This window comes from Roseomonas sp. HF4, from assembly GCF_005222755.1.
GTDB lineage: Bacteria > Pseudomonadota > Alphaproteobacteria > Acetobacterales > Acetobacteraceae > Neoroseomonas.
Genome location: NZ_STGD01000001.1, coordinates 121,949 through 140,946, shown reverse-complemented (window position 1 = coordinate 140,946; position 18,998 = coordinate 121,949). Strand labels below are relative to the sequence as shown.

Below are 18,998 nucleotides of genomic sequence, written 5' to 3'. Positions count from 1 at the left end.
CCGTGACCCTCGCGATGGTCGGGGCCATCCTTCTTCTTCTCGCCGCATCGGCTGCCTTCTCGGGCAGCGAGACCGCCTTCACGGCGGTCAGCCGTGCCTTTGTCACCCGCCGCGCGCGCGAAGGCGACCGCCGCGCCGTGGCGCTCGAGGCGCTGGGCGCCCGCCAGGACCAGGTGGTGGCTGCCATCCTGGTCGGCAACAACCTCGTGAACACGACCGCGACCGCGATGGCCTCGGCGCTGCTCATCTCCTGGTTCGGGGAGGGGGGCGTCGTCTATGCCTCGCTGGTGATGACGGCGTTGCTGGTCATCTTCTCCGAGGTCCTGCCCAAGACCATCGCGCTGCGCGGCCCGGATGCCGCTGCGCTGCGGGTGACGCCGCTTCTCACGCTGGTCATGCGCGCACTCGGGCCGGTCGCACGCGTGGTCGGCGCCGTGGTGGCCTTCACGCTCCGCCTTTTCGGCGTCCGTGCGCCCGCCGCCGAGCGGCCGGGCATCACCGAGGATGAGCTGCTTGGCGCGATCGAACTGCACGGCCTTGGCCAGCAGGGGGCGGCGGACATCGCTGCGCGGGAGGAGCGGCGGATGCTTCGCGGCGTGCTGGAACTGGACGACATGGCGGTGCGCGACGTCATGACGCACCGCTCCCGCGTCGCGGTGCTCGATGCGGACGATCCGCCGGATGTGATGCTGGAACGGCTCCTGGCCTCGCGGCATACGCGCCTGCCGCTGCTGCGGCGCAACGGGGAGGAGATCCTCGGCGTGGTCACCGTGCGCATGGCGCTGCGCGCGCTGCATGCCGTCGGCGGCGATCCGGCGCGCCTCGATCCCGCCGCGCTGGCGCTGCCCGCGGTGATCGTGCCCGAGGCGCGGCCGCTGCGCGCGCAGTTGCACGAATTCCGCAAATCCGCGGTCAAGCTCGCCATCGTGATGGACGAATACGGCGCGATGCGCGGCATCGTCACGCTCGAGGACATCGTAGAGGTCGTGGTCGGCCAGATCGCCAATCGCGGCGAGGCGATCCTGGGCGATATCGGGCCGGGCGGAACGGCCGAGGTGCGCGGCGATGTCCGGGTGCGCGACCTGAACCGCGAGTTCGACTGGGACTTGCCGGAGACGGAGGCGGCGACGATCGGAGGCCTGATGGCCGCGCGCTGCCATGACATTCCGGCCGCGGGGGCCGAGATCGTGATCGGTCGCTACCGTATCCGCGTGGAGGAGCGGCGAGGGCTGCGGATCGATCGCGTGACGGTCCGCATTGAGGCCTGATGCCCGGCGGCCGAAGGCTTCACCTTCTGCCCTTGCAAGTCGCGCTCATCGGCGCGGACGACCGGCGGCCGCCGCAGGTCAGTCCTTCGAACGCTCGGCAGGAGGCAGCCGGCGGCTCAGCGATTGGCGGCGTCGGGCGGTGGCCCGGATCCCTCGAGCGCCTCGGCCATGCGGTTCATGCGCGAGAGGCCCCAGGCGACGGCGAGCAGCGACAGTGCGACCGCCACGAGGGTCGGCCAGCGCAGGCCGAACACCTCCCCCGCCGCGCCGAGCAGCAGCGCGCCCAAGGCCGGGCAGGCGCGGGTGATGAGGCCCCAGAGGCTGAGCACGCGACCGCGCATCGCGGGGTCGGAGGCGCTCTGTGCCAGTGTCTGCACGCTGATGCCGTGCACCGAGCCGGCGGCGCCCATCAGAACCGCGCAGAACAGGCCGAAGGTGAACCAGCCCGTCGCCGCGAAGCCCGCGGTCGCGAGTGCCAGCGCCGCCACGCCCAGCACCGCGAGCCGCGTCGTCCCCGCGAGCCGCCCGCGCGCCGCGACCGTCAGTCCCGCCGCCAGCGCGCCGACGCCGAAGGCCGCGGTGAGCCCGGCCAGCGCGGTCGGCCCCAGGCCGAAGATGCGCTCGACGAAGGGCGGCAGGATCTCCTGCACGCCGCGCAGCAGCATGGCTGCGACGGCCGAGAAGGCGAGGATCGGCCCGAGCCCCGGATGGCGCGCGGCGTAGCGCAGCCCGTCCACCATCTCGCCGAACAGGGAGGCGGTGGCGGCATGCCCGCGGCGCGCCGCTTCCTCGACCTGGAGCAGCGGCGTCGTGGCGGTGGCGATGGCGTAGGCCAGCGCATTCAACGCGATGGCGGGCCAGACGCCGGCCACGGCGATGATCGGCGCGGCGATGGCGGGGCCGATGAAGCGCGCGACGTTGAACGTCAGGGAATTGAGCGCGACGGCGGCCGGCAGGTCGGCGCGCGGCACGAGCCCCGGCATCAGCGACTGCCGCGCCGGTTGCGCGAAGGACGCGGCGACGCCGCCCACCACCTCCAGCACCAGCAGCAGCCAGATGGTCATGCCGCCCGACGCCACCAGCAGCGCGATGGCAAGCGCATTGAGGCCGATCGCCGCCTGGCTCAGCATCGTCATGCGCAGCCGGTCGGCGCGGTCCGCCACCGCGCCGGCGAAGGGGCTGGCGATCACCGCCGGGGCGAGGTCGCAGAACGCGACCACGCCAACCCAGAAGGCGCTGCCGGTCAGTTCCCAGGCGAGCCAGGACACCGCGATGCGGTGCATCCAGAGGCCCGTCCAGGCGGTGAGGGAGGCGCCGAAGAAGATGCGGGCGTTGCGGTGCGAGAGCGCCCGCGTGAGCGTGCTGAACGAGGCCACGTCCCGGGGCGCCCGGCCCCGTCAGTTCCCCCTGCCGCGGGGCGCCGGCGCCGCGCGGTCCTGCGGCGCGGGGCCGGCGGTATTGGCGCGGATGCAGTCGCGGATCAGGTCTTCGCGCAGCACGCGCCGGCCATAGGCGTCGGACTGCACGCGGAGCGAGGGAATGAGGTTCGTCGCATCCGTCTGGCCGAGGTCGCGGTCGAGCCGCGAATCCTGACCGCGTTCGCGCACGGCGATGGCGCGCTCGGCCTCGGCCTCGCAGGCGGCGCGCAGGCGGGCGTCGCCGCTGGCGGGCGCGGCGGCCTGGGGCGCGGGGGCGGGGGCCGGTTCGGCGCAGGCCGCGAGCAGCAGGACGCCGAGGAAAGGCCACGCGGGCGCCAGGCGGATCATGGGGATACTCCGGATGGAATCGGACGCGACAATAGTCGCCTGAGCCCGGTTTCGTCGAACCGTGCGCCGGCGTCCAGCGGCATGGCCGCCGCGACCCGCAGCAGAGCGGGATGCAGGTCGATCCCGTCCGGCGTCAGGGCATAGAGGCCGGCCAGCCAGCGCGCCCGCGTCATGACCTCGACCAGCGCCAGCAGCCTGAGGCAGAGCGACAGGCCGGACAGCGTGCCGAGGTCGTGCGCGGCGTCCACCGCCTCCGCCCAGCAGGCCGCGTCGGCGTCGGCCAGCAGCATCTCCTGGCTGTTGCCGTCGGGGCGGCGGAAGAGCAGGCGGCGCGGCGCGCCCCAGCGTTCGGCGGCCGCGGCGGCGCGGGCGCGGTCCCAGGCGGCCTCGAGGTCGCGCGGCGCGACGGGGGGCAGCGCCTCGGGCGGGACGGGAATGGCGTAGGCGAGCACCCCGTCCGGGGCGCGCGCGACCCGGATCGGGACAGGCATCGCGGCAATGTGACGCCCGCGCGCGGCCGGCGCCACCCCGGCGGGCGCGGGGCTGGCCGGCGCTGCCCGCTTGACCGCCGCGCCGCGCCGGGCCGTCATGCGGCCATGACCGACACCGCCGACCTCACCGCCACCGAGGCCCTCGCCGCGATCCGCGCGGGCCGCCTCTCCGCCGCCGACCTCATGGAGGCCTGCCTCGACCGCATCGCGGCGCGGGAGGGGGAGGTGCGCGCCTTCGCCTGGCTCGACCCGGCGCAGGCGCGGCGGGCGGCGGCGGCGGCGCGACCGGGGCCGCTGGCCGGCATTCCGATCGGCGTGAAGGACGTGATCGACACGGCCGAGTTGCCCTCGCAATACGGATCGCCCGCCTGGGCGGGGCACCGGCCGCGCGCGGATGCCGCCGCCGTGGCCGCGGCGCGGGGTGCGGGCGTGGTCGTGATCGGCAAGACCGTCACCACGGAGTTCGCCACGCGCCATCCCGGGCCGACCGCCAATCCGCGAAACCTCGGGCATACGCCGGGCGGGTCGTCCTCGGGCTCGGCGGCGGGCGTCGCTGCGGGGTTCTTCCCGCTGGCCTTCGGCACGCAGACGGCGGGCAGCATCGTCCGCCCGGCGGCCTATTGCGGCGTGGTCGGCTTCAAGCCGTCCTTCGGCACGCTGCACCGCGCCGGGATGAAGGTGATGAGCGAGAGCCTGGATACCATCGGCGTGATGGCGCGCGGCCTGGCCGATTGCGCGCTGGCGATGTCCGCCATGACCGGGATGGATTTCGGCGACCCGGAGGCGAAGCCGGGGCGCGCGCCGCGGCTGGCGCTCGTGATGGGCCCCGCGGCGGAGCAGGCGGCGCCCGAGACTCTGGCCCTGATGGAGCGTGCGGCCGAGGCCTGCCGTCGTGCCGGCGCGACGGTGACGCCGCTCGACCTGCCTGCGGCCTGCGCGGCGGCCTATGCGCTGCACCCGCATGTCATGAACATGGAAAGCGCGCAGGCGATCGGCTGGGAGTTGGACCATGCGCGGCCGCTGCTCTCCGCCGTCCTGCGGGAGAGGATGGACTGGGCGCGAGCCGAGCCGGCCGCGAAGCTGGCCGAGGGCCGCGCCGCCTTCGCCGCCGCCCGCGCGGCGTTCGTGGAGGCCATCGCAGGCTTCGACGCGGTGCTGACGCCGGCGGCGCCGGGGGAGGCGCCGGAGGGGCTCGGCTGGACCGGGGACCCGGCGTTCAACACGCTTTGGACGCTGCTGCACGGGCCTTGCGTGACGGTGCCGGCGGGGGCGGGGCCGAAGGGGCTGCCGCTCGGCGTGCAGGTGACCGGGCGCGTGGGGGAGGATGCGGCGGTGCTGGGGTGGGCGGCCTGGGTCAGGGCGGCGCTTGGCTGAAGGCCCGGCCGCCGCCGCGGCGCTCGCAACCGCGCCGCCCCTGCCGATGGCCGAGGCGGCGCGGGAGACCATAGAGGTCGCGCCCGCCGGCTGGCTGCGCGCCGCCCCGGGCGGCATGGCGGCGGCGCCGGAGGATCGGCTCGGCGACCCGTCATTGGCGCGGCTGCTCACGCGCGAGGCCGCGCTGCCCCCGGCCCGGCTGCACGTGCTGGACGACGTTCTGGTTCATGCCGGCAGCTGGACGGTGTTCAAGGCCGGCCGCCCGGTCCTCGAGACCGTGCCGGGCTGGCGGCGCGGGGATCTCGCGGACTTCCTCGCGCTGCCGCGGCTGGCCGCCGACTGGGCGGCGGGCGTGACGGCTGACCTCGCGGACCCCGTGATCTGCGGGGCCAATGCGCCCCATCGCAACTACGCGCACTGGCACCTCGACTGCCTCGCGGGGATGATGCTGGCGCGGGAGGCGCTGGGCCCGGTGCCGCACATCCTGCTGCCGGGCGTGATGGCGCCCTTCCAGCGCGAAAGCCTGGCCCTGCTGGGGGACGTGGGGGCGGTCCTGCCGGCCACGGGGCTGATCCGGTGCAGGCGGCTCCACTGGCCCTCGACGCTCGGGGGCTCGGCAATGGCCGGGCGTCATGCCGCGGCGGCCTTCGCCCGGATCGGCGCGGCGCTTGGCGACCGGGGCGGGGCGGATGCGCGGCTCTATCTCGCGCGCTTCGACGCGGGCGCGCGGCGCGCCATCGTCAACGAGGCGGCACTGGCCGAGGCGCTCACGGGCTACGGGTTCCGGGTCGTGACGCCCGGCACGCTTCCCTTCGCCGAACAGGTCCGCGCCGCCGCCGGCGCCTCGATCATCCTGGGGCCGCATGGCGCGGGCCTGACCAATGCGGGCTATGCCCGACCAGGGGCGGTGCTCGTGGAACTGCATCCGCAGGGCTACGGCGCGGCGGCCTTCGCGCGGCTGGCCATCCAGCGCGGCCTGGCCTGGCGTGGCTGGATCATGCCGGCGGAGGGGGAGGGCCACGACACGCGCGCGGTCGCCGAGATACCCGCGCTTCTGGCGCAGTTGCGGGCGTGGGGCGTCGCGTGACCGAGCCGGCGCTGCTCGGCCTGCGGCTGGTTCGGGACGCTTTGGTGCTGCCGGTCCAGCCCGGGTCGCGGCCTGGCCACGCCTTCACCATGGGCATCCGCGATCAGGCCGGCGCCCCGGTGCCGGAAGCGGCCTTCCGGCGGGAAGGGCGCGACCTGGCCGATGCGCCGCCGCGCCCGCCCGTCCGGCGGCTGCCCGGGCGGCACATCTACGGCGGGGTCCTGTTCCAGCATTTCGGGCACGCGTTGGTCGAGGGCCTGTCGCGCGCCTGGGCGCTGCGAGACCCGGCGCATCGCGACCTGCCGCCGCTCTGGCTGCGGCGGGGGGACAGGCTGGGCGCGCCGATGCGCGGCCTGCTGGACCTGCTCGGCCTCGATGCGCCGGCGGAGCGGGTGGTGACGGAGCCGCTTCTGGTCGAGGAGCTTCTCGTGCCGGCGCAGGGCGCGGAGTTCGGGGGCGGCATGCATCCGGCGCAGGCGGCGGCGCTTGCCGCCGCGTCGTATGGGCCGGTCCGGGCGGGGCGGCGCGTCTGGCTGTCGCGCCGCGCGCTGCCCGCGCACCTCGCCCGGATCGAAGGGGAAGACGAGGTCGAGGCGCTTCTGACGGAAGCGGGGTGGGAGGTGCTGGCGCCCGAGACGCTGCCGCTGCCCGCGCAGCTCGCCGCGATTGCCGGGGCGGCGCGCATCGCGGGCTTCATGGGATCGGCCTTCCACCTGCTGTTGCTGTTCGACCGGGTGCCGGCGCGGGTCAGCCTCGTGAGCCGCCGGCTGTCGCGGGACGTGGTCAGTGCCTACGGCGCCATCGCCGCCGCCAAGGGCTTCGCGCAGGAGGTGCTGCCCGCGGCCTTCGACGCGTCGGGCGGGCAGGGGCCCCGCGCGGCGCTGCGGCTCGCCGATCCGGCCGGGCTGGCGCGGCGGCTGCTCGACGGCGGCTGACCGCGCGCGCTCAGCCGGCCGGGATGGCGTTGTAGATCGCGTATTCGTCCGCGAGCCGTCGCCGCAGGCCGATCAGGTCGATGCCGGAGAAATCCTCCGGACGCTTCGGCCGCGACTGGTTCGTCACCTTCAGCGGCAGGTCCTGGCCGCAGAGCCCTTCGAGCGTCGCGAGCAACCGCGCATGGTCCTCGAAGCGGAACAGCTCGACCCGGCCGAGCGCGCCGCCGCGGCTGCGGATGAAGTCCGACTGGCGAAGCACGCCGCCGACGCGCGGCGGGCGGTCGGAGAAATACGCGTCGAGGAAGGCCGCGAAATCCGCGAAGACGGCATCGCCATAGCCGCCGCGCGCACTCGGCCGGCCGTCCGCGTCCCAGGAATAGCGGTACCAGGAATGCAGCCAGTCGATCGGGTCGCGCATCAGGCAGAAGATCCGCGGCGCATAGGGCTGCGGGGCGCGCCGCGCGCCCAGCATGGGCAGGACGAAGGTCTCCACGAAGCCGAGGTCCACATGCTTCATGTGGTCCTTGAAGCGCACGTCGCAGACCGGCGTCAGCGTCTGCTGCAGGGAACTCGAGGCGCATTTCGGCATCGACAGGACGATGAAGCCGAATCGCAGGGATGCCATCATGCGGCGGCGGCCCGTGGTCCGGCGAAGCGGGCTTCACGCCGCCCTGCGCCTCGCCGGGAGGGCGGGCCTTCGCGACGCGCGCGCGCCGTCACGCCCGCACGCCCCCCGGCAGCGCCTTCAGCGCCTCGGTCGTGTCGAAGTCGCGCAGCACCGCATCATCCGCCATCTCCACCTCGACCATCCGGTCGCCGTGGCGGCCGACCAGGTGGCGGGCGCCGACGTCGCCGCTGATGCCCAGGATCTCCGGCAGGAATTCGCGCGCCCAGAGCATCGGGTTGCCCTGCTTGCCGCGGAAGGTCGGCATGACGATGGCGCGCCCTTCCTCCGGGTCGAAGGCGGCGATCAGGCGGTCGAGCATGGCGCCCGAGACCAGCGGCATGTCGCCGAGGCAGACGAGCACGCCCTCGGCCTCCGGCGGCAGCGCCGCGATGCCCGCCTTGAGAGACGCGGAAAGCCCCTCGGCATAGTCCTCGGCGTGGGCGACATGGACCGGCCGGCCGGCCAGCGACTCCTCCACCCGGTCGCGCTCGTGGCCCGTGACGACGATGACGGGCCGCGCGTGGGAGGCGAGCACGTTGTCCACCACGCGGGCCACCATCGGCGTGCCGGCGGTGTCGGCCACCAGCAGCTTGTTGAGCGGCGCCATGCGGCGCGACCGCCCGGCGGCGAGCACGATGGCCGCGACCGTGCGCGCGCGCCGCGGCGCCAGCGCCGGGGGCGCCACGCGCGGCGCCTGTTCGCGGGGCAGGGGGCGGACCTCGATCTCCTTCAGGAGGCCACCCACGCCCATCGCCATGATGTCGGCGGCGGTCACGCGAAGCCCGGCGAACAGCCGCTGAAGCACCCAGTCGAAGCCGTTGAGCTTCGGGCTGCGTGCGCAGCCGGGCAGCACCATGGCCGGGACATCCCCGACCCGGCCGAGGCAGAGCAGGTTCCCCGGATCGACCGGCATGCCGAAATGCTCGATGGCGCCGCCCGCGCGCAAGATCGCGCCAGGTCCGATGTCGCGCCGGTCCACCACGGCCGATGCGCCGGCGATCAACAGCATCTCGGCCCCCGCGCGCTTGAGGCGGGACAGTGCTTCGGCGACCGGCCCTTCCTCATGCCGCACGCGCTCGACCGGCAGCATGGTGCCGCGCAGGTCCTCGATGCGCGCGGTGGTCGCCTCGACCGCGCCCTCCATGACGCTTTCCTTGATGCCCGGCAGCTCGGTCAGCACAAGCCCGACCTTGAGTGGGCGGAAGGGGTGGATCGCGAAGGGGGCCGCGCGGCCACCCTTGGCCACGGCCTCCGCCACGCCGAGCACGGTGCCGGGCACGGCGAAGGGGATCACCTTGATGGTGGCCACCATCTCCTTCGGCGCGACCGGCGTGTGGTTGGGCAGGGTCGCGACGGTCAGGCTCTCGTCGACGCCGTTCAGCGCATCGAGGCGCTTCGTATCCAGCACCAGCAGCCCCGCCGTCTCGGCCAGCAGGTTGACGCGGCCGGTGGCCGACCGGGACCGCGCGATCAGCGGCGCGGTCAGCGCGATCGCCAGCCGTTCCGCCGCCTCATTCTCCGGCACGTCGCCGGCCTCGAGGCGCGCGGTGATGACCTCCCGCCGGCCGCTGTCGCGGATGGCGGCGACCGCCTCCTCGTCCAGCACCGTGCCCTTCTTGAACACGCGGCTGGGCAGGCGCAGCGAATGGGCGAGGATGGCGCCCTTGGCTTCGTCGAGCGGCGTCGGGCCGAAGATCATGCGCCGATCCCGATGCTGACGCGCCCGTCCTGCGGCGGGGCGGCGGGGCGCGGCCGGCCGAGGGCGGCGTCGCGGCGGGCCGCCACGATCTCCGCCATGACCGAGAGCGCGATCTCGGGCGCCGTGACCGCGCCGATGTCGAGGCCGACGGGGGCGTGGATGCGCGCGATCGCGGCATCGTCGTGACCCATCTCCTGCAGCCTGGCGACGCGCTTGCCATGCGTCCGGCGGCTGCCGAGCGCGCCGATGTAGAAGGCGGCGCTGCGCAGCGCCGCATCCAGCGCCGGGTCGTCGAGCTTCGGGTCGTGCGTCAGCGTCACGACCGCGGTGCGGGCATCGGGCTTCAGCGCCGCCATCGCCTCGTCCGGCCAGTCGGTGTTCAGCGTCACGCCGGGCAGGCGTTCCTCGGTTGCGAAGGCGCGGCGGGGGTCGATGACGGTCAGGCCGAAGCCCAGGGGGCCGGCCATCGGCGCCATGGCCTGCGCGATGTGCACGGCGCCCACCACGATGATGCGGAGCGGCGGGTTGTGCGGGTGGACGAACCAGGCCTCCCCGTCGAGGTCGAGGGTCGCGGCCTTCTCGCGGCCGAGCGCGTCGCGCGCGGCCTCGGCCAGCGCGGCGGGCAGCGCCTCGGCCGGCCAGAGATGCTGCGCGCCGTCCGACAGGCGCGTCAGCAACACGACCGGGCGCTGCGCCGCGCGTTCGGCCTGCAGGCGCGCGAGCGTGTCCGTCTTCACGTCAGCGGCTCCACGAAGACCTTGACCTTGCCGCCGCAGGACAGGCCCACCTCCCAGGCGCGCTCGTCCGAGACTCCAAAGTCGAACAACTGCGGCCGGCCGCTCGCCATGGCCTGCTTCGCGGCATCGGCGACGGCGCCCTCGATGCAGCCGCCGGAGACCGATCCCATGAGCCGGCCCGAGGCGGTGACCGCGAGTCGCGATCCGGCCGGCCGGGGCGATGAGCCCCAGGTCTCGACCACGGTCGCGATCGCGACCGCCTCCCCGGCGGCCTTCCATTCGGCGGCGATGGAGAGGATGTCCTCGGACTGGGTCGTATCGGTGGTCATGCCGCGATCCTCCCGCGCTGCGCGGCGTGGCGGTCGGACAGGGCGGCGACCAGTTCGCGCAGGCTGTTCAGGTTATGCACCGGGCGGAAGTCGTCCACATGGGGCAGCATCGCCCGGATGCCCTGGGATTTGGGCTGGAAGCCCTCGAATCTCAACAGCGGATTGAGCCAGATGAGGCGGCGGCAGGACCCGCGCAGCCGTTCCGTCGCATCCGCCAGCCCCTTCGCCCCTTCCCGGTCCAGCCCGTCGGTGATCAGCAGCACCACCGCGCCCTGGCCCAGCACCCGCCGGCCCCAGAGCCGGTTGAACAGCGCGAGCGATTCGCCGATCCGCGTGCCACCCGACCAGTCGGGCACGATGTGGGCGACGGTCTCGAAGGCCACTTCCGGGTCGCGGTGCTTCAGCTGGCGCGTCACGTTGGTCAGCCGCGTGCCGAACAGGAAGGTGTGGACGCGGTCGCGCTCGTTCGCCACCGCATGGAGGAAATGCAGCAGGACCTGCGCGTAGCGCGACATGCTGCCACTGATGTCGCAGAGCGCCACCAGCGGCGGCGGGCGCGTGACGCGGCGCCGGCGTGCGAGGTCGAGGATCTCGCCCCCCGTGCGCAGGCTTTCGCGCACCGTCGCGCGCAGGTCGGCGACGGGCCCGAACGGGTCGGGGCGGAAGCGGCGCGTGCGGAGTTCGTCGAGCGGCAGCGCGAGGCGGCGGATCTCCTGCTTCGCGGCCGCGATCTCGGCGGCGGACATCGCCTCGAAATCCATCTGCTGGAGGCGCTCGCGCTCGCTGACCGTGAAGGTCATGTCGTGCTGCGGCGGGGGTTCCTCGAGCGGCTTTGGCTTGGGCCGGTTCTCCTGCATCGCCTCGGCCAGGCGGCGGGAGACGGGCGGCGCCTTCTCGTCCTTAGGCTTGTTGCCGTCCATCAGTGCCATGGCGGCGGCGTGGGCGGCGGCCTCCGGGTCGCGCCAGAACAGCTGGAAGGCCTGGTCGAAGATCTCGAAATGCTCGTGCCGGTGGACCATGACGGCACGCAGCGCGGCATGGACCTGGCGGCGGTCGGCGAGGTCGATCTCGGTCAGCGCCTCGAGGCCGGCGATCGCTTCGCCCGGGCCGAGCGGCAGCCCGGTGCGCCTGAGCAGGCGGGTGAAGGCCAGCAGGTTGTCGGCCAAGTGGCCGCCCGGGGCGGTCGCGGCGCCCGCGGCACGGGCCTGGGCGGCGCCGATGATGCGCGAGGCGTCGCGGTCGGGGGTCAGGGCCATCGGCAGTCCGGGGGAGGGGAACCTCCCCCGGTCCCCCTCCCTTTCTTGGATACTTGGCGCCGGTCCTTGGAGGTCGGGCGCCAAGTATTGGTTTCCAAAGGCCTTTCGGCCTTTGGCCGGAGGGGTTTGGGGAGGGCAGAGCCCTCCCCAAGGCGTAGCCCAGGGTCGGGGAGGGCGGCGCCCTCCCCGGTCACGCCGATGTCTCCGCGATGATCCTGGCCGCTTCCGCGCCCTTCAGCTTGGCGATGTCGTCCTGGTACTTCAGCAGCACGCCGAGCGTCTCATCGACCGCGCCGGGCTCGAGTTCCTTCGCATCAAGGGCGGAGAGCGCCTGCGCCCAGTCGATCGTCTCGGCGACGCCGGGCAGCTTGAAGTAGTCCCCGTCGCGGACCTTCTGCACGAAGGCCACGATCTGGGCCGACAGTTTCTCGGGCAGGCCGGGCGCGCGCAGCCGCAGGATGGCGCGTTCGCGCGCCGCGTCGGGGTAGTCCACCCAGTGGTAGAGGCAGCGCCGGCGCACCGCGTCGTGCACTTCCCGCGTGCGGTTCGACGTGATGATGACGACCGGCGGCGTCAGCGCGCGGATGGTGCCGAGCTCGGGGATGCTGATCTGGAAGTCGGCCAGGATTTCCAGCAGGAACGCCTCGAAGGGTTCGTCCGCGCGGTCGAGCTCGTCGATCAGCAGGATGGCGGGCTCGCCCTCCAGCGCCTGGAGCAGCGGGCGGGACTGCAGGAAGCGGCGGTCGTAGATGCCGCGCTCCAGTGCTTCCCGGTCGCTTTCCCCGGCTGCTTCCGCCAGGCGGATCGCCATCAGCTGCTTGGCGTGGTTCCACTCATACGCCGCGGCCGAGAGGTCGAGGCCGTCGTAGCATTGCAGGCGCACCAGGTGGCGCGGCAGCATCTTCGCGAGCACCTTGGCGATCTCGGTCTTGCCGGTGCCGGGCTCGCCTTCCAGGAACAGCGGGCGGCCCATGCGGAGCGCGAGATGGACGGTCGTGGCGAGCGCGCGGTCGGCGACGTAGCCGCCGGCCGCGAGCAGCGCCTGGGTGTCCTCGACGGTCGCCGGCACCGTCACAGGAACATCAGCGCCAGGATGACGATCATGATGGCGCCGCCGACCCAGGCCATGACCGGGATGCCGAGGGGCGCTTCCGGAATCAGGTCGAGGATGGAGATGCCGGCCGGCTGCGTGACCGGCGGGCGCGCTGCGGCGGGCGCGGCCGCCGGCGCTGCCTCGGCGGCCGGCGCTTCGGGCGCGGGCGGGGAGAGCGCGGCGGCGAAGCGGTCGAAGAACTGGTCCGACATCTGCTTGGCGGTGCTGTCGATCAGGCGGGCGCCGAGCTGCGCCATCTTGCCGCCGACCTGCGCCTTGACGCTGTAGGTCAGCAGCGTCTCCTCGGGCCCCACCTCCTCCAGCGCGACATCGGCACCGCCCTTGGCGAAGCCCATGGCGCCGCCATTGCCTTCCCCGGTGATGGTGTAGGAGACGGGGGCATTGACGTTCTCGAGCTTCACCTTGGCGCCGAACTTGGCGGCCATTGGCCCGATCTTGAGGGCGAGCTTCGCCTCGAAGGCGTCATCCGCCGTGCGGGTGACGGATTCGCAGCCGGGGATGGCGGCGCGCAGCATCTCGGGGTCGTTCAGCGCCTCCCACACCCGCGGCCGCGGGGCGGGGATGCGGCGTTCGCCGGTCATGTCCATCAGGCGTGTCTCCTGTCCGGGGGCCAAACTAGGCCCGGGGGAGGGGTGGGAAAAGGGGGCGGGGCTCTTGTGGCCCGGCCGCGCATCCGGCAAGGACGGCGCGGAGTGCGGTCGGGGGCGTCCCCGGGATCGAGGGGAAGCAAGACACGATGCGCCTGGGCCGAGCCGTTCCTGCGAGCATCTGCGCCTGCGCGCTGGTTGCGGCCACGGCCGCACCGGCAGCCGCCGCGGGCGTGTCGGGGGCCGAGCTGTCGCTGCTCTGGGGGATCCCCTTCGCGGGGCTGCTGCTGTCCATCGCGCTGATGCCGCTGGTGGCCGGGCATCTCTGGCACCACCACTACGGCAAGATCGCCGCGGGCTGGGGCGTGCTGCTGGTGGTGCCCTTCGCCATCGCCTTCGGGCCACAGGTCGCGGCGTCAGAGGTCTGGCACATCCTGCTGCAGGAATACATCCCGTTCATCGCACTGCTGCTGGCGCTGTATGTCACCGGCGGCGGCGTGCTGCTGAAGGGGTCCCTGGTCGGCACGCCGGCCACGAACACCGCGCTGCTCGCCTTCGGCACCGTGATCGCGAGCGTGATGGGCACGACCGGCGCGTCCATGCTGCTGATCCGCCCGGTGCTGCGCGCGAACGCCTTCCGGAAGCGCAAGACGCACACCTTCGTCTTCTTCATCTTCCTGGTGAGCAACATCGGCGGCTCTCTGACGCCGCTCGGCGATCCGCCCCTCTACCTCGGCTTCCTCAAGGGCGTGTCGTTCTTCTGGACCACGACGCACCTGTTCTGGGAATTCCTGGTCTGCGCGCTGATCCTGCTCGCGGTCTACTACGTTCTCGATTCCTGGGCCTGGGCCAAGGAGAAGCCGGCGGTGCCCGATACCGGCGCCAAGGAACCGCTGCGGATCGAGGGCACGATCAACCTCGCGCTGATCGGCCTCGTGGTCGGGATGGTGCTGGCGCAGGGCTACTGGCGGCCGGGCGACATCGGCATCCTCGGCGACACGATCGGCATCGAGCGCATCGTCGGCATCGCCGTCTTCGTGGCGATCGCCTGGTTCTCGATGCGCCTGACCTCGCTCGAACTGCGTGAGGCGAACGGCTTCGCCTGGGGCGCGATCCTCGAGGTGGCGAAGCTGTTCGCCGCGATCTTCGTGACCATGGCGCCCGTGCTCGCGATCCTGCGCGCCGGCGTGGACGGCGCGGCCGGGCCGCTCGTGGCGCTGACCTCGGACGCCGCGGGCCAGCCGGTGCCCTGGGTCTATTTCTGGCTGACGGGCGGGCTTTCGTCCTTCCTCGACAATGCGCCGACCTACCTGGTGTTCTTCAACCTGGCCGGCGGCGACCCCGGATACCTGATGACGCAGGGCGCGCTGACGCTGGCCGCCATTTCCTGCGGCGCGGTGTTCATGGGGGCCAATTCCTACATCGGGAACGCGCCCAACTTCATGGTCAAGGCGATCGTGGAGGAGAATGGGGAACGCATGCCATCCTTCTTCGGCTATGTCGGCTGGGCGGTGGTGTTCCTGGTGCCGCTCTTTGTCCTCGTGACCTTCATCTTCTTCTGAGAGGGGGTTCGCCATGCCCTATGTGATCGCCGACGACCTGCCCGCCGAGCCCGCGGGGCTGCGCTTCCGCCGGATGCTCGACAGCGGCGCCATCGTCCAGATGCCGGGGGCGCATCTCGGCATCTCGGCGCTGCTCGCGAAGAAGGCGGGGTTCGAGGCGCTGTACATGTCGGGCGCCGCCATGTCGGCCACGATGGGACTGCCCGACCTCGGCATGATCACGGTGGACGACGTCGCCTGGCATGTCCGCCAGGTGGTGCGCGCCTCCGGCCTGCCGGTGCTGGTGGATGGCGACACCGGGTACGGTGAGGCGCTGAACGTCATGCACATGGTCCGCTGCTTCGAGGAAGCGGGCGCGGCCGCCGTGCATCTCGAGGACCAGCTGCTGCCCAAGAAATGCGGGCACCTCAACGACAAGAAGCTGGCCGGCGTCGATGAGATGGCGGCGAAGGTCGCCGCCGCGCGCCGCGCGCGGCGCCACCTGGTCGTCATCGCGCGCACCGACGCGGTGGCGAGCGAGGGCATGGACGCGGCCGTCGCGCGCGCGCGCCGCTACCTCGACGCCGGCGCCGACGCGATCTTCCCCGAGGCGCTGACGACGCGCGAGATGTTCGAGGAATTCGCCCGCCGCATGCCCGGCGTGAGGCTGCTCGCCAACATGACCGAGTTCGGCCGCACGCCCTTCTTCACCGCCGCCGAGTTCCAGGCGATGGGCTACGCCATGGTGATCTGGCCCGTGAGCCACCTGCGCGTGGCCGCGCGCGGCATGGAGGAGCTCTATGCCGCGATCCGCCGCGACGGCGGTACGCAGGGGATGCTCGACCGCATGCAGACGCGCGCCGAACTGTACGAGACGATCGGCTACCATGCCTACGAGGCGCTGGATGCCTCCCTGATCCGGACGGTGGTGCCCGAGGGGATGCCGCAGGGCTGAGCCGCGGCGGCCGGGCGCCTTGCGCCCGAGCGCGGCCAGGCCTGTCTTCCGGAACTCCGCCATCTCCGGGGTGATCCTCGGTCGGGATCGACGGCGCAGGCCACCGCGACCCCGCCAGGGCGTTTCCGCACCTGGGATCGAGTCGTCGCGGCGCGTCGTGCCTCGATGGCGGCGTGGCGCAGCGCCGGCCATCGGATGGGAGGCGAGTTTCGGGACCCGGCTACAGGCTATGGTGGCATCCACCAGGTCGTGTCCGCGCCCCGTGGTGCCTGCGGCCTGGTGGATGACAACCCGCGGCAGGCATACGACCGCGGCAGTGCTCGCGGCCTTGTGGCCTTTGCGCAACAAACCGTTCCCCCAAGCGCAGCATCGCCTGTCCGTCACGTCCAAATTCTGGCCGCGATCACCCATCCGTGTAACGTAGCCGTCTCATGAATCGTGGTTTCCGTGGAATGCCGGCGTTCGCCGGGGCCGCTGTCGGGTACCGCGGAACGGCTGCGCAGGAATGATGATGATGAAGCGAACTCTCCTGGCCTCGGCGGCGTTCGCCATTGCCACCGCCACCGGCGGCGATGCCTCGGCGCAGGCGGTGCAAGGCCTCTATGTCGGCGCCGGTGCGGGCATCACCTGGCTGTCGCAGACGAACGCATCCGTCTTTCCGCCGGACTCGGCCAATCTCAGCACGCCGTCCGACCACTTCCAGCGGAAATGGGAAGTGGGCTTCGCCGGCGTACTGAGCGTCGGCTACGGCCTCGGCTTCGGCCTGCGGGGGGAACTCGAGGGCTTCTACCGGACCAGCGAGGCGGCCTCCGGCCTCGCCTTCAACCGAGGCGCGACCAGCGGCACGGCAAACACCTACGGGCTCATGGCCAACATCCTGTATGACATACCGCTGGGTGGGCTCGCGCCGGCGGTGATCCCCTACATCGGCGCGGGCCTCGGCTATGCCTGGACCGACTGGTCCGATGTCGGCGGGCGGGCAGGGACTGCGGGCATCGACCTCGACGGGTCCGACGGCACCTGGGCCTTCCAGGGCATCCTGGGCCTTGCCGTGCCGATCGCGTCGGTGCCTGGCCTCGCGGTGACGGCCGAGTACCGGTACTTCGGCACCTTCGACAATCCCGAGATCTCGGGCCGGGTAAGCGACGCCGCGACCGGCGCTGGGCGCGGCGTGAACGTGCCCGTGGCCACATCGAGTCACAGCGCGCTGCTGGGCGTGCGCTACAATTACGGCCGCTCGGCCGCCCCGGTGGCCGCGGCCGCCGTGGCCCCGGCGCCGGCGCGCACCTTCCTGGTGTTCTTCGACTGGAACCGCGCCGACCTGACCGCCCGCGCGCGTCAGATCATCGGCGAGGCCGCCCAGGCCCGCTCGCGCCAGCAGGTGACGCGCATCGAGGTGAACGGCCACACCGACACCTCGGGCTCGGCCCGCTACAACCAGGGCCTGTCCGAGCGTCGCGCGGCGGCCGTTGCCGCCGAGCTGGTCCGCCTGGGCGTGCCGCGCGGCGAGATCGTCACGCGCGGCTTCGGCCAGAGCCAGCTGCTGGTCGCGACCCCGGACAACGTCCGCGAGCCGCAGAACCGGCGCGTGGAGATCGTCCTCCGCTGACGGCACGCGCCGGCGTCATGGCCGGCGCGCGCGGGCCCGTCCTGCGGGGCGACGCGCGGACGGGGGCGGGCCCCTCGTCCGCCCTGTCTCACTCGACCAGCAGGTTGCCGAGCGCGAAGGAGATCGTCGCCTCGTCGGCAAGCATCGGCCGGTTGGCAAAGGTGCAGAGGTCGGAGATCTGTTGCGGGATCTCGATCGCCTGGTAGTAGGCGAGCGCCGTGCCGTGGCGCACGATGCTGCGGATCGTGAACTCCGCCGCCGCCTGCGGATAGGCGACACCCTGCTTCCGTGCCGCTTCCAGCAGGACCTGGCCGAATTCCTCCTCGCTCGGCGCATGCACATGGATCTTGTAGGGCAGGCGCCGGAGGAAGGCCGGGTCCATCAGGTCGCGCGGCGAAAGGTTGGTCGAGAACACCAGCAGCTGGTCGAACGGGATCTGGAAGGACTGGCCGGTGTGCAGCTTCAGGAAGTCGATGGCGCGGTCCATCGGCACGACCCAGCGGTTGAGCAGCGCCTCGGGACGCGCAAGCTGGCGGCCGAAATCGTCGATCAGGAAGACGCCGTTCTGCGCCTTCACGTGCAGCGGCGCCTCGTAGAAGCGCGAGCTGGTCTCGAACTTCAGGTCGAGCATGTCGAGGCTGAGCTCGCCGCCGGCCGAGACGAAGGGGCGGCGACAGGGAACCCAGCGCGGGTCGAACTCGTCGGTGAAGAGGCTGGAACTCCGGGCCGTCTCCGCGTCGCCGCCGAGCCGGCGATGCACGGAGGGGTCGAAGACCTTCACGATCTGTCCGCCGACCTCGAAGCAGTGCGGCACGAGCACCATCGCGCCGAACATCCGCACCATGCGCTCGGCGATCGAGGTCTTGCCGTTGCCGGCCGCGCCGTAGAGCAGGATGGAGCGGCCCGAATTGGCGCCGATGCCGACCTTGGCCAGCATCTCGTCCGTCACGGACAGCGGATGGAGCGCGGCGGCGACGGTCGCGGGCGGCACCGTCTCGCCCCGGATGGTCTGCTGGCGGATGCGGTCCGAATAGGTCGCCAGCGAGACCGGCAGCGCTCCGATATAGGCGTTGTTCGCGAAGGCCTCGACCGCCATGGACCGCCCGCGCGGCGTCAGCTCCACCCGCAATTCGCCGGCGACGATCCCGGGCTTCAGCTCGACGATGCCCTGGGCTCGGGCCGATTCGATCAGCACGCTCGACAGGCGGCGGGAGACGGCCAGCGTTTGCGCGATCGACGCCGTCGTGCCCTGGCCCGTCGTGCTCAGGTACTTCACCAGAATGTCGAGGACGATCCGCTGGTCGATGCCGAGCCCGGTCAGGTTGTCGGGCGGCGCGGGCAGGCCGTCCTGCAGGTCGCGCACCTGGCGCGTGGTCATCAGGCCCATCTCGACCAGCAGGTCGCCGAGCGGGCGGCCAGAGCGCGACTGGCGCTCGAGCGCGTCGTTCACCGTGTCGCGCGGGACAAGTTCCAGGGCGACGATGAGGTCACTGAAGCGCAAGGGAAGCCTCCACCACGATAGAACGCGCCGCGGGACGCGCGGTCGCCGAGCACCGGGGGGAGTTCTTCATTAACCATAGTCC

At 72.7% G+C, this 18,998-nt stretch carries 18 protein-coding genes; 7 read left to right on the top strand and 11 right to left on the bottom strand.

Going from position 1 to position 18,998, the window contains the following annotated elements; translation table 11 throughout:
* The first annotated feature begins 2 nt into the window (after nt 1-2).
* Nucleotides 3-1,268, top strand: a complete 1,266-nt coding sequence (locus tag E8M80_RS00695) for a CNNM domain-containing protein (RefSeq protein ID WP_240789837.1) — start codon at nt 3-5, stop codon at nt 1,266-1,268.
* Between the two features lie 116 nt (nt 1,269-1,384).
* On the opposite strand, the gene E8M80_RS00690 is transcribed toward E8M80_RS00695, so the two are convergent.
* Genes E8M80_RS00690 through E8M80_RS00680 form a run of 3 tightly spaced genes read right to left on the bottom strand, consistent with a single transcriptional unit; the run spans nt 1,385 to nt 3,525 of the window.
* Nucleotides 1,385-2,644 carry an MFS transporter gene (locus E8M80_RS00690; RefSeq protein WP_137123725.1) on the bottom strand — a complete coding sequence of 420 codons (1,260 nt, stop codon included), beginning with the start codon at nt 2,642-2,644 and terminating at the stop codon, nt 1,385-1,387.
* A 21-nt stretch (nt 2,645-2,665) separates the two neighbouring features.
* A complete protein-coding gene (locus E8M80_RS00685) occupies nt 2,666-3,034 on the bottom strand; it encodes a hypothetical protein (RefSeq protein ID WP_137123724.1) in 369 nt (122 codons plus the stop codon).
* Complete coding sequence (locus E8M80_RS00680; protein WP_240789836.1) at nt 3,031-3,525, bottom strand: hypothetical protein; 495 nt, start codon at nt 3,523-3,525, stop codon at nt 3,031-3,033. Before E8M80_RS00680 ends, E8M80_RS00685 begins: the two co-directional genes overlap by 4 nt.
* A gap of 105 nt (nt 3,526-3,630) precedes the next feature.
* Between E8M80_RS00680 and E8M80_RS00675 the strand changes: the two genes are divergently transcribed.
* From E8M80_RS00675 to E8M80_RS26915, 3 genes are read left to right on the top strand one after another with little or no spacing between them, the layout of a single operon-like run.
* Nucleotides 3,631-4,899 (top strand): amidase, encoded by a 1,269-nt coding sequence (locus E8M80_RS00675; protein WP_137123723.1) that lies wholly within the window; start codon nt 3,631-3,633, stop codon nt 4,897-4,899.
* Nucleotides 4,892-5,986, top strand: coding sequence for a DUF563 domain-containing protein (locus tag E8M80_RS00670; protein WP_170979129.1), 1,095 nt, complete (start codon nt 4,892-4,894; stop codon nt 5,984-5,986). The genes E8M80_RS00675 and E8M80_RS00670 overlap by 8 nt, the downstream gene beginning before the upstream one ends.
* Complete coding sequence (locus E8M80_RS26915; protein ID WP_137123721.1) at nt 5,983-6,921, top strand: glycosyltransferase 61 family protein; 939 nt, start codon at nt 5,983-5,985, stop codon at nt 6,919-6,921. Before E8M80_RS00670 ends, E8M80_RS26915 begins: the two co-directional genes overlap by 4 nt.
* A gap of 10 nt (nt 6,922-6,931) precedes the next feature.
* Here the strand turns inward: E8M80_RS26915 and E8M80_RS00660 are convergent, their stop codons facing one another.
* The 7 genes from E8M80_RS00660 to E8M80_RS00630 form a co-directional block, all read right to left on the bottom strand.
* Nucleotides 6,932-7,549 carry a hypothetical protein gene (locus tag E8M80_RS00660; protein WP_137123720.1) on the bottom strand — a complete coding sequence of 206 codons (618 nt, stop codon included), beginning with the start codon at nt 7,547-7,549 and terminating at the stop codon, nt 6,932-6,934.
* 88 nt (nt 7,550-7,637) lie between these two features.
* Complete coding sequence (locus E8M80_RS00655) at nt 7,638-9,287, bottom strand: NTP transferase domain-containing protein (RefSeq protein WP_137123719.1); 1,650 nt, start codon at nt 9,285-9,287, stop codon at nt 7,638-7,640.
* Complete coding sequence (locus tag E8M80_RS00650; RefSeq protein ID WP_137123718.1) at nt 9,284-10,024, bottom strand: XdhC family protein; 741 nt, start codon at nt 10,022-10,024, stop codon at nt 9,284-9,286. Before E8M80_RS00650 ends, E8M80_RS00655 begins: the two co-directional genes overlap by 4 nt.
* Nucleotides 10,021-10,353 carry an XdhC family protein gene (locus E8M80_RS00645; RefSeq protein ID WP_137123717.1) on the bottom strand — a complete coding sequence of 111 codons (333 nt, stop codon included), beginning with the start codon at nt 10,351-10,353 and terminating at the stop codon, nt 10,021-10,023. The genes E8M80_RS00650 and E8M80_RS00645 overlap by 4 nt, the downstream gene beginning before the upstream one ends.
* Nucleotides 10,350-11,609 (bottom strand): VWA domain-containing protein, encoded by a 1,260-nt coding sequence (locus tag E8M80_RS00640; protein WP_137123716.1) that lies wholly within the window; start codon nt 11,607-11,609, stop codon nt 10,350-10,352. Before E8M80_RS00640 ends, E8M80_RS00645 begins: the two co-directional genes overlap by 4 nt.
* 190 nt (nt 11,610-11,799) lie before the next feature.
* Nucleotides 11,800-12,684 (bottom strand): MoxR family ATPase, encoded by an 885-nt coding sequence (locus E8M80_RS00635; RefSeq protein WP_137123715.1) that lies wholly within the window; start codon nt 12,682-12,684, stop codon nt 11,800-11,802.
* Entirely contained in the window at nt 12,681-13,310 is a 630-nt protein-coding gene (locus E8M80_RS00630) for a carbon monoxide dehydrogenase subunit G (protein ID WP_137123714.1), read from the bottom strand. The genes E8M80_RS00635 and E8M80_RS00630 overlap by 4 nt, the downstream gene beginning before the upstream one ends.
* 149 nt (nt 13,311-13,459) lie before the next feature.
* On the opposite strand from E8M80_RS00630, the gene E8M80_RS00625 reads away from it, so the two are divergent.
* The 3 genes from E8M80_RS00625 to E8M80_RS26910 all read left to right on the top strand — a co-directional run bounded on the left by E8M80_RS00625 (nt 13,460) and on the right by E8M80_RS26910 (nt 17,415).
* Nucleotides 13,460-14,872, top strand: coding sequence for a sodium:proton antiporter (locus E8M80_RS00625; RefSeq protein WP_137123713.1), 1,413 nt, complete (start codon nt 13,460-13,462; stop codon nt 14,870-14,872).
* 13 nt (nt 14,873-14,885) lie between these two features.
* The gene (gene prpB / locus E8M80_RS00620; protein ID WP_137123712.1) at nt 14,886-15,806 is read left to right on the top strand and encodes a methylisocitrate lyase; all 921 of its coding nucleotides are present in this window, start codon (nt 14,886-14,888) and stop codon (nt 15,804-15,806) included.
* Nucleotides 15,807-16,320: 514 nt separating this feature from the next.
* Nucleotides 16,321-17,415 carry an OmpA family protein gene (locus E8M80_RS26910; protein ID WP_305011534.1) on the top strand — a complete coding sequence of 365 codons (1,095 nt, stop codon included), beginning with the start codon at nt 16,321-16,323 and terminating at the stop codon, nt 17,413-17,415.
* Between the two features lie 88 nt (nt 17,416-17,503).
* On the opposite strand, the gene E8M80_RS00610 is transcribed toward E8M80_RS26910, so the two are convergent.
* Nucleotides 17,504-18,916 (bottom strand): ATP-binding protein, encoded by a 1,413-nt coding sequence (locus tag E8M80_RS00610; protein WP_137123711.1) that lies wholly within the window; start codon nt 18,914-18,916, stop codon nt 17,504-17,506.
* Between the last annotated feature and the right edge of the window lie 82 nt (nt 18,917-18,998).

Bases quoted from the DNA above. Each gene is read 5' to 3' on its own strand.
- E8M80_RS00685 (WP_137123724.1), bottom strand. From the start codon at position 3,034: ATGATCCGCCTGGCGCCCGCGTGGCCTTTCCTCGGCGTCCTGCTGCTC.
- E8M80_RS00680 (WP_240789836.1), bottom strand. From the start codon at position 3,525: ATGCCTGTCCCGATCCGGGTCGCGCGCGCCCCGGACGGGGTGCTCGCC.
- E8M80_RS00675 (WP_137123723.1), top strand. From the start codon at position 3,631: ATGACCGACACCGCCGACCTCACCGCCACCGAGGCCCTCGCCGCGATC.
- E8M80_RS00660 (WP_137123720.1), bottom strand. From the start codon at position 7,549: ATGATGGCATCCCTGCGATTCGGCTTCATCGTCCTGTCGATGCCGAAA.
- E8M80_RS00655 (WP_137123719.1), bottom strand. From the start codon at position 9,287: ATGATCTTCGGCCCGACGCCGCTCGACGAAGCCAAGGGCGCCATCCTC.
- E8M80_RS00645 (WP_137123717.1), bottom strand. From the start codon at position 10,353: ATGACCACCGATACGACCCAGTCCGAGGACATCCTCTCCATCGCCGCC.
- E8M80_RS00640 (WP_137123716.1), bottom strand. From the start codon at position 11,609: ATGGCCCTGACCCCCGACCGCGACGCCTCGCGCATCATCGGCGCCGCC.
- E8M80_RS00630 (WP_137123714.1), bottom strand. From the start codon at position 13,310: ATGGACATGACCGGCGAACGCCGCATCCCCGCCCCGCGGCCGCGGGTG.
- E8M80_RS00625 (WP_137123713.1), top strand. From the start codon at position 13,460: ATGCGCCTGGGCCGAGCCGTTCCTGCGAGCATCTGCGCCTGCGCGCTG.
- prpB (WP_137123712.1), top strand. From the start codon at position 14,886: ATGCCCTATGTGATCGCCGACGACCTGCCCGCCGAGCCCGCGGGGCTG.
- E8M80_RS26910 (WP_305011534.1), top strand. From the start codon at position 16,321: ATGAAGCGAACTCTCCTGGCCTCGGCGGCGTTCGCCATTGCCACCGCC.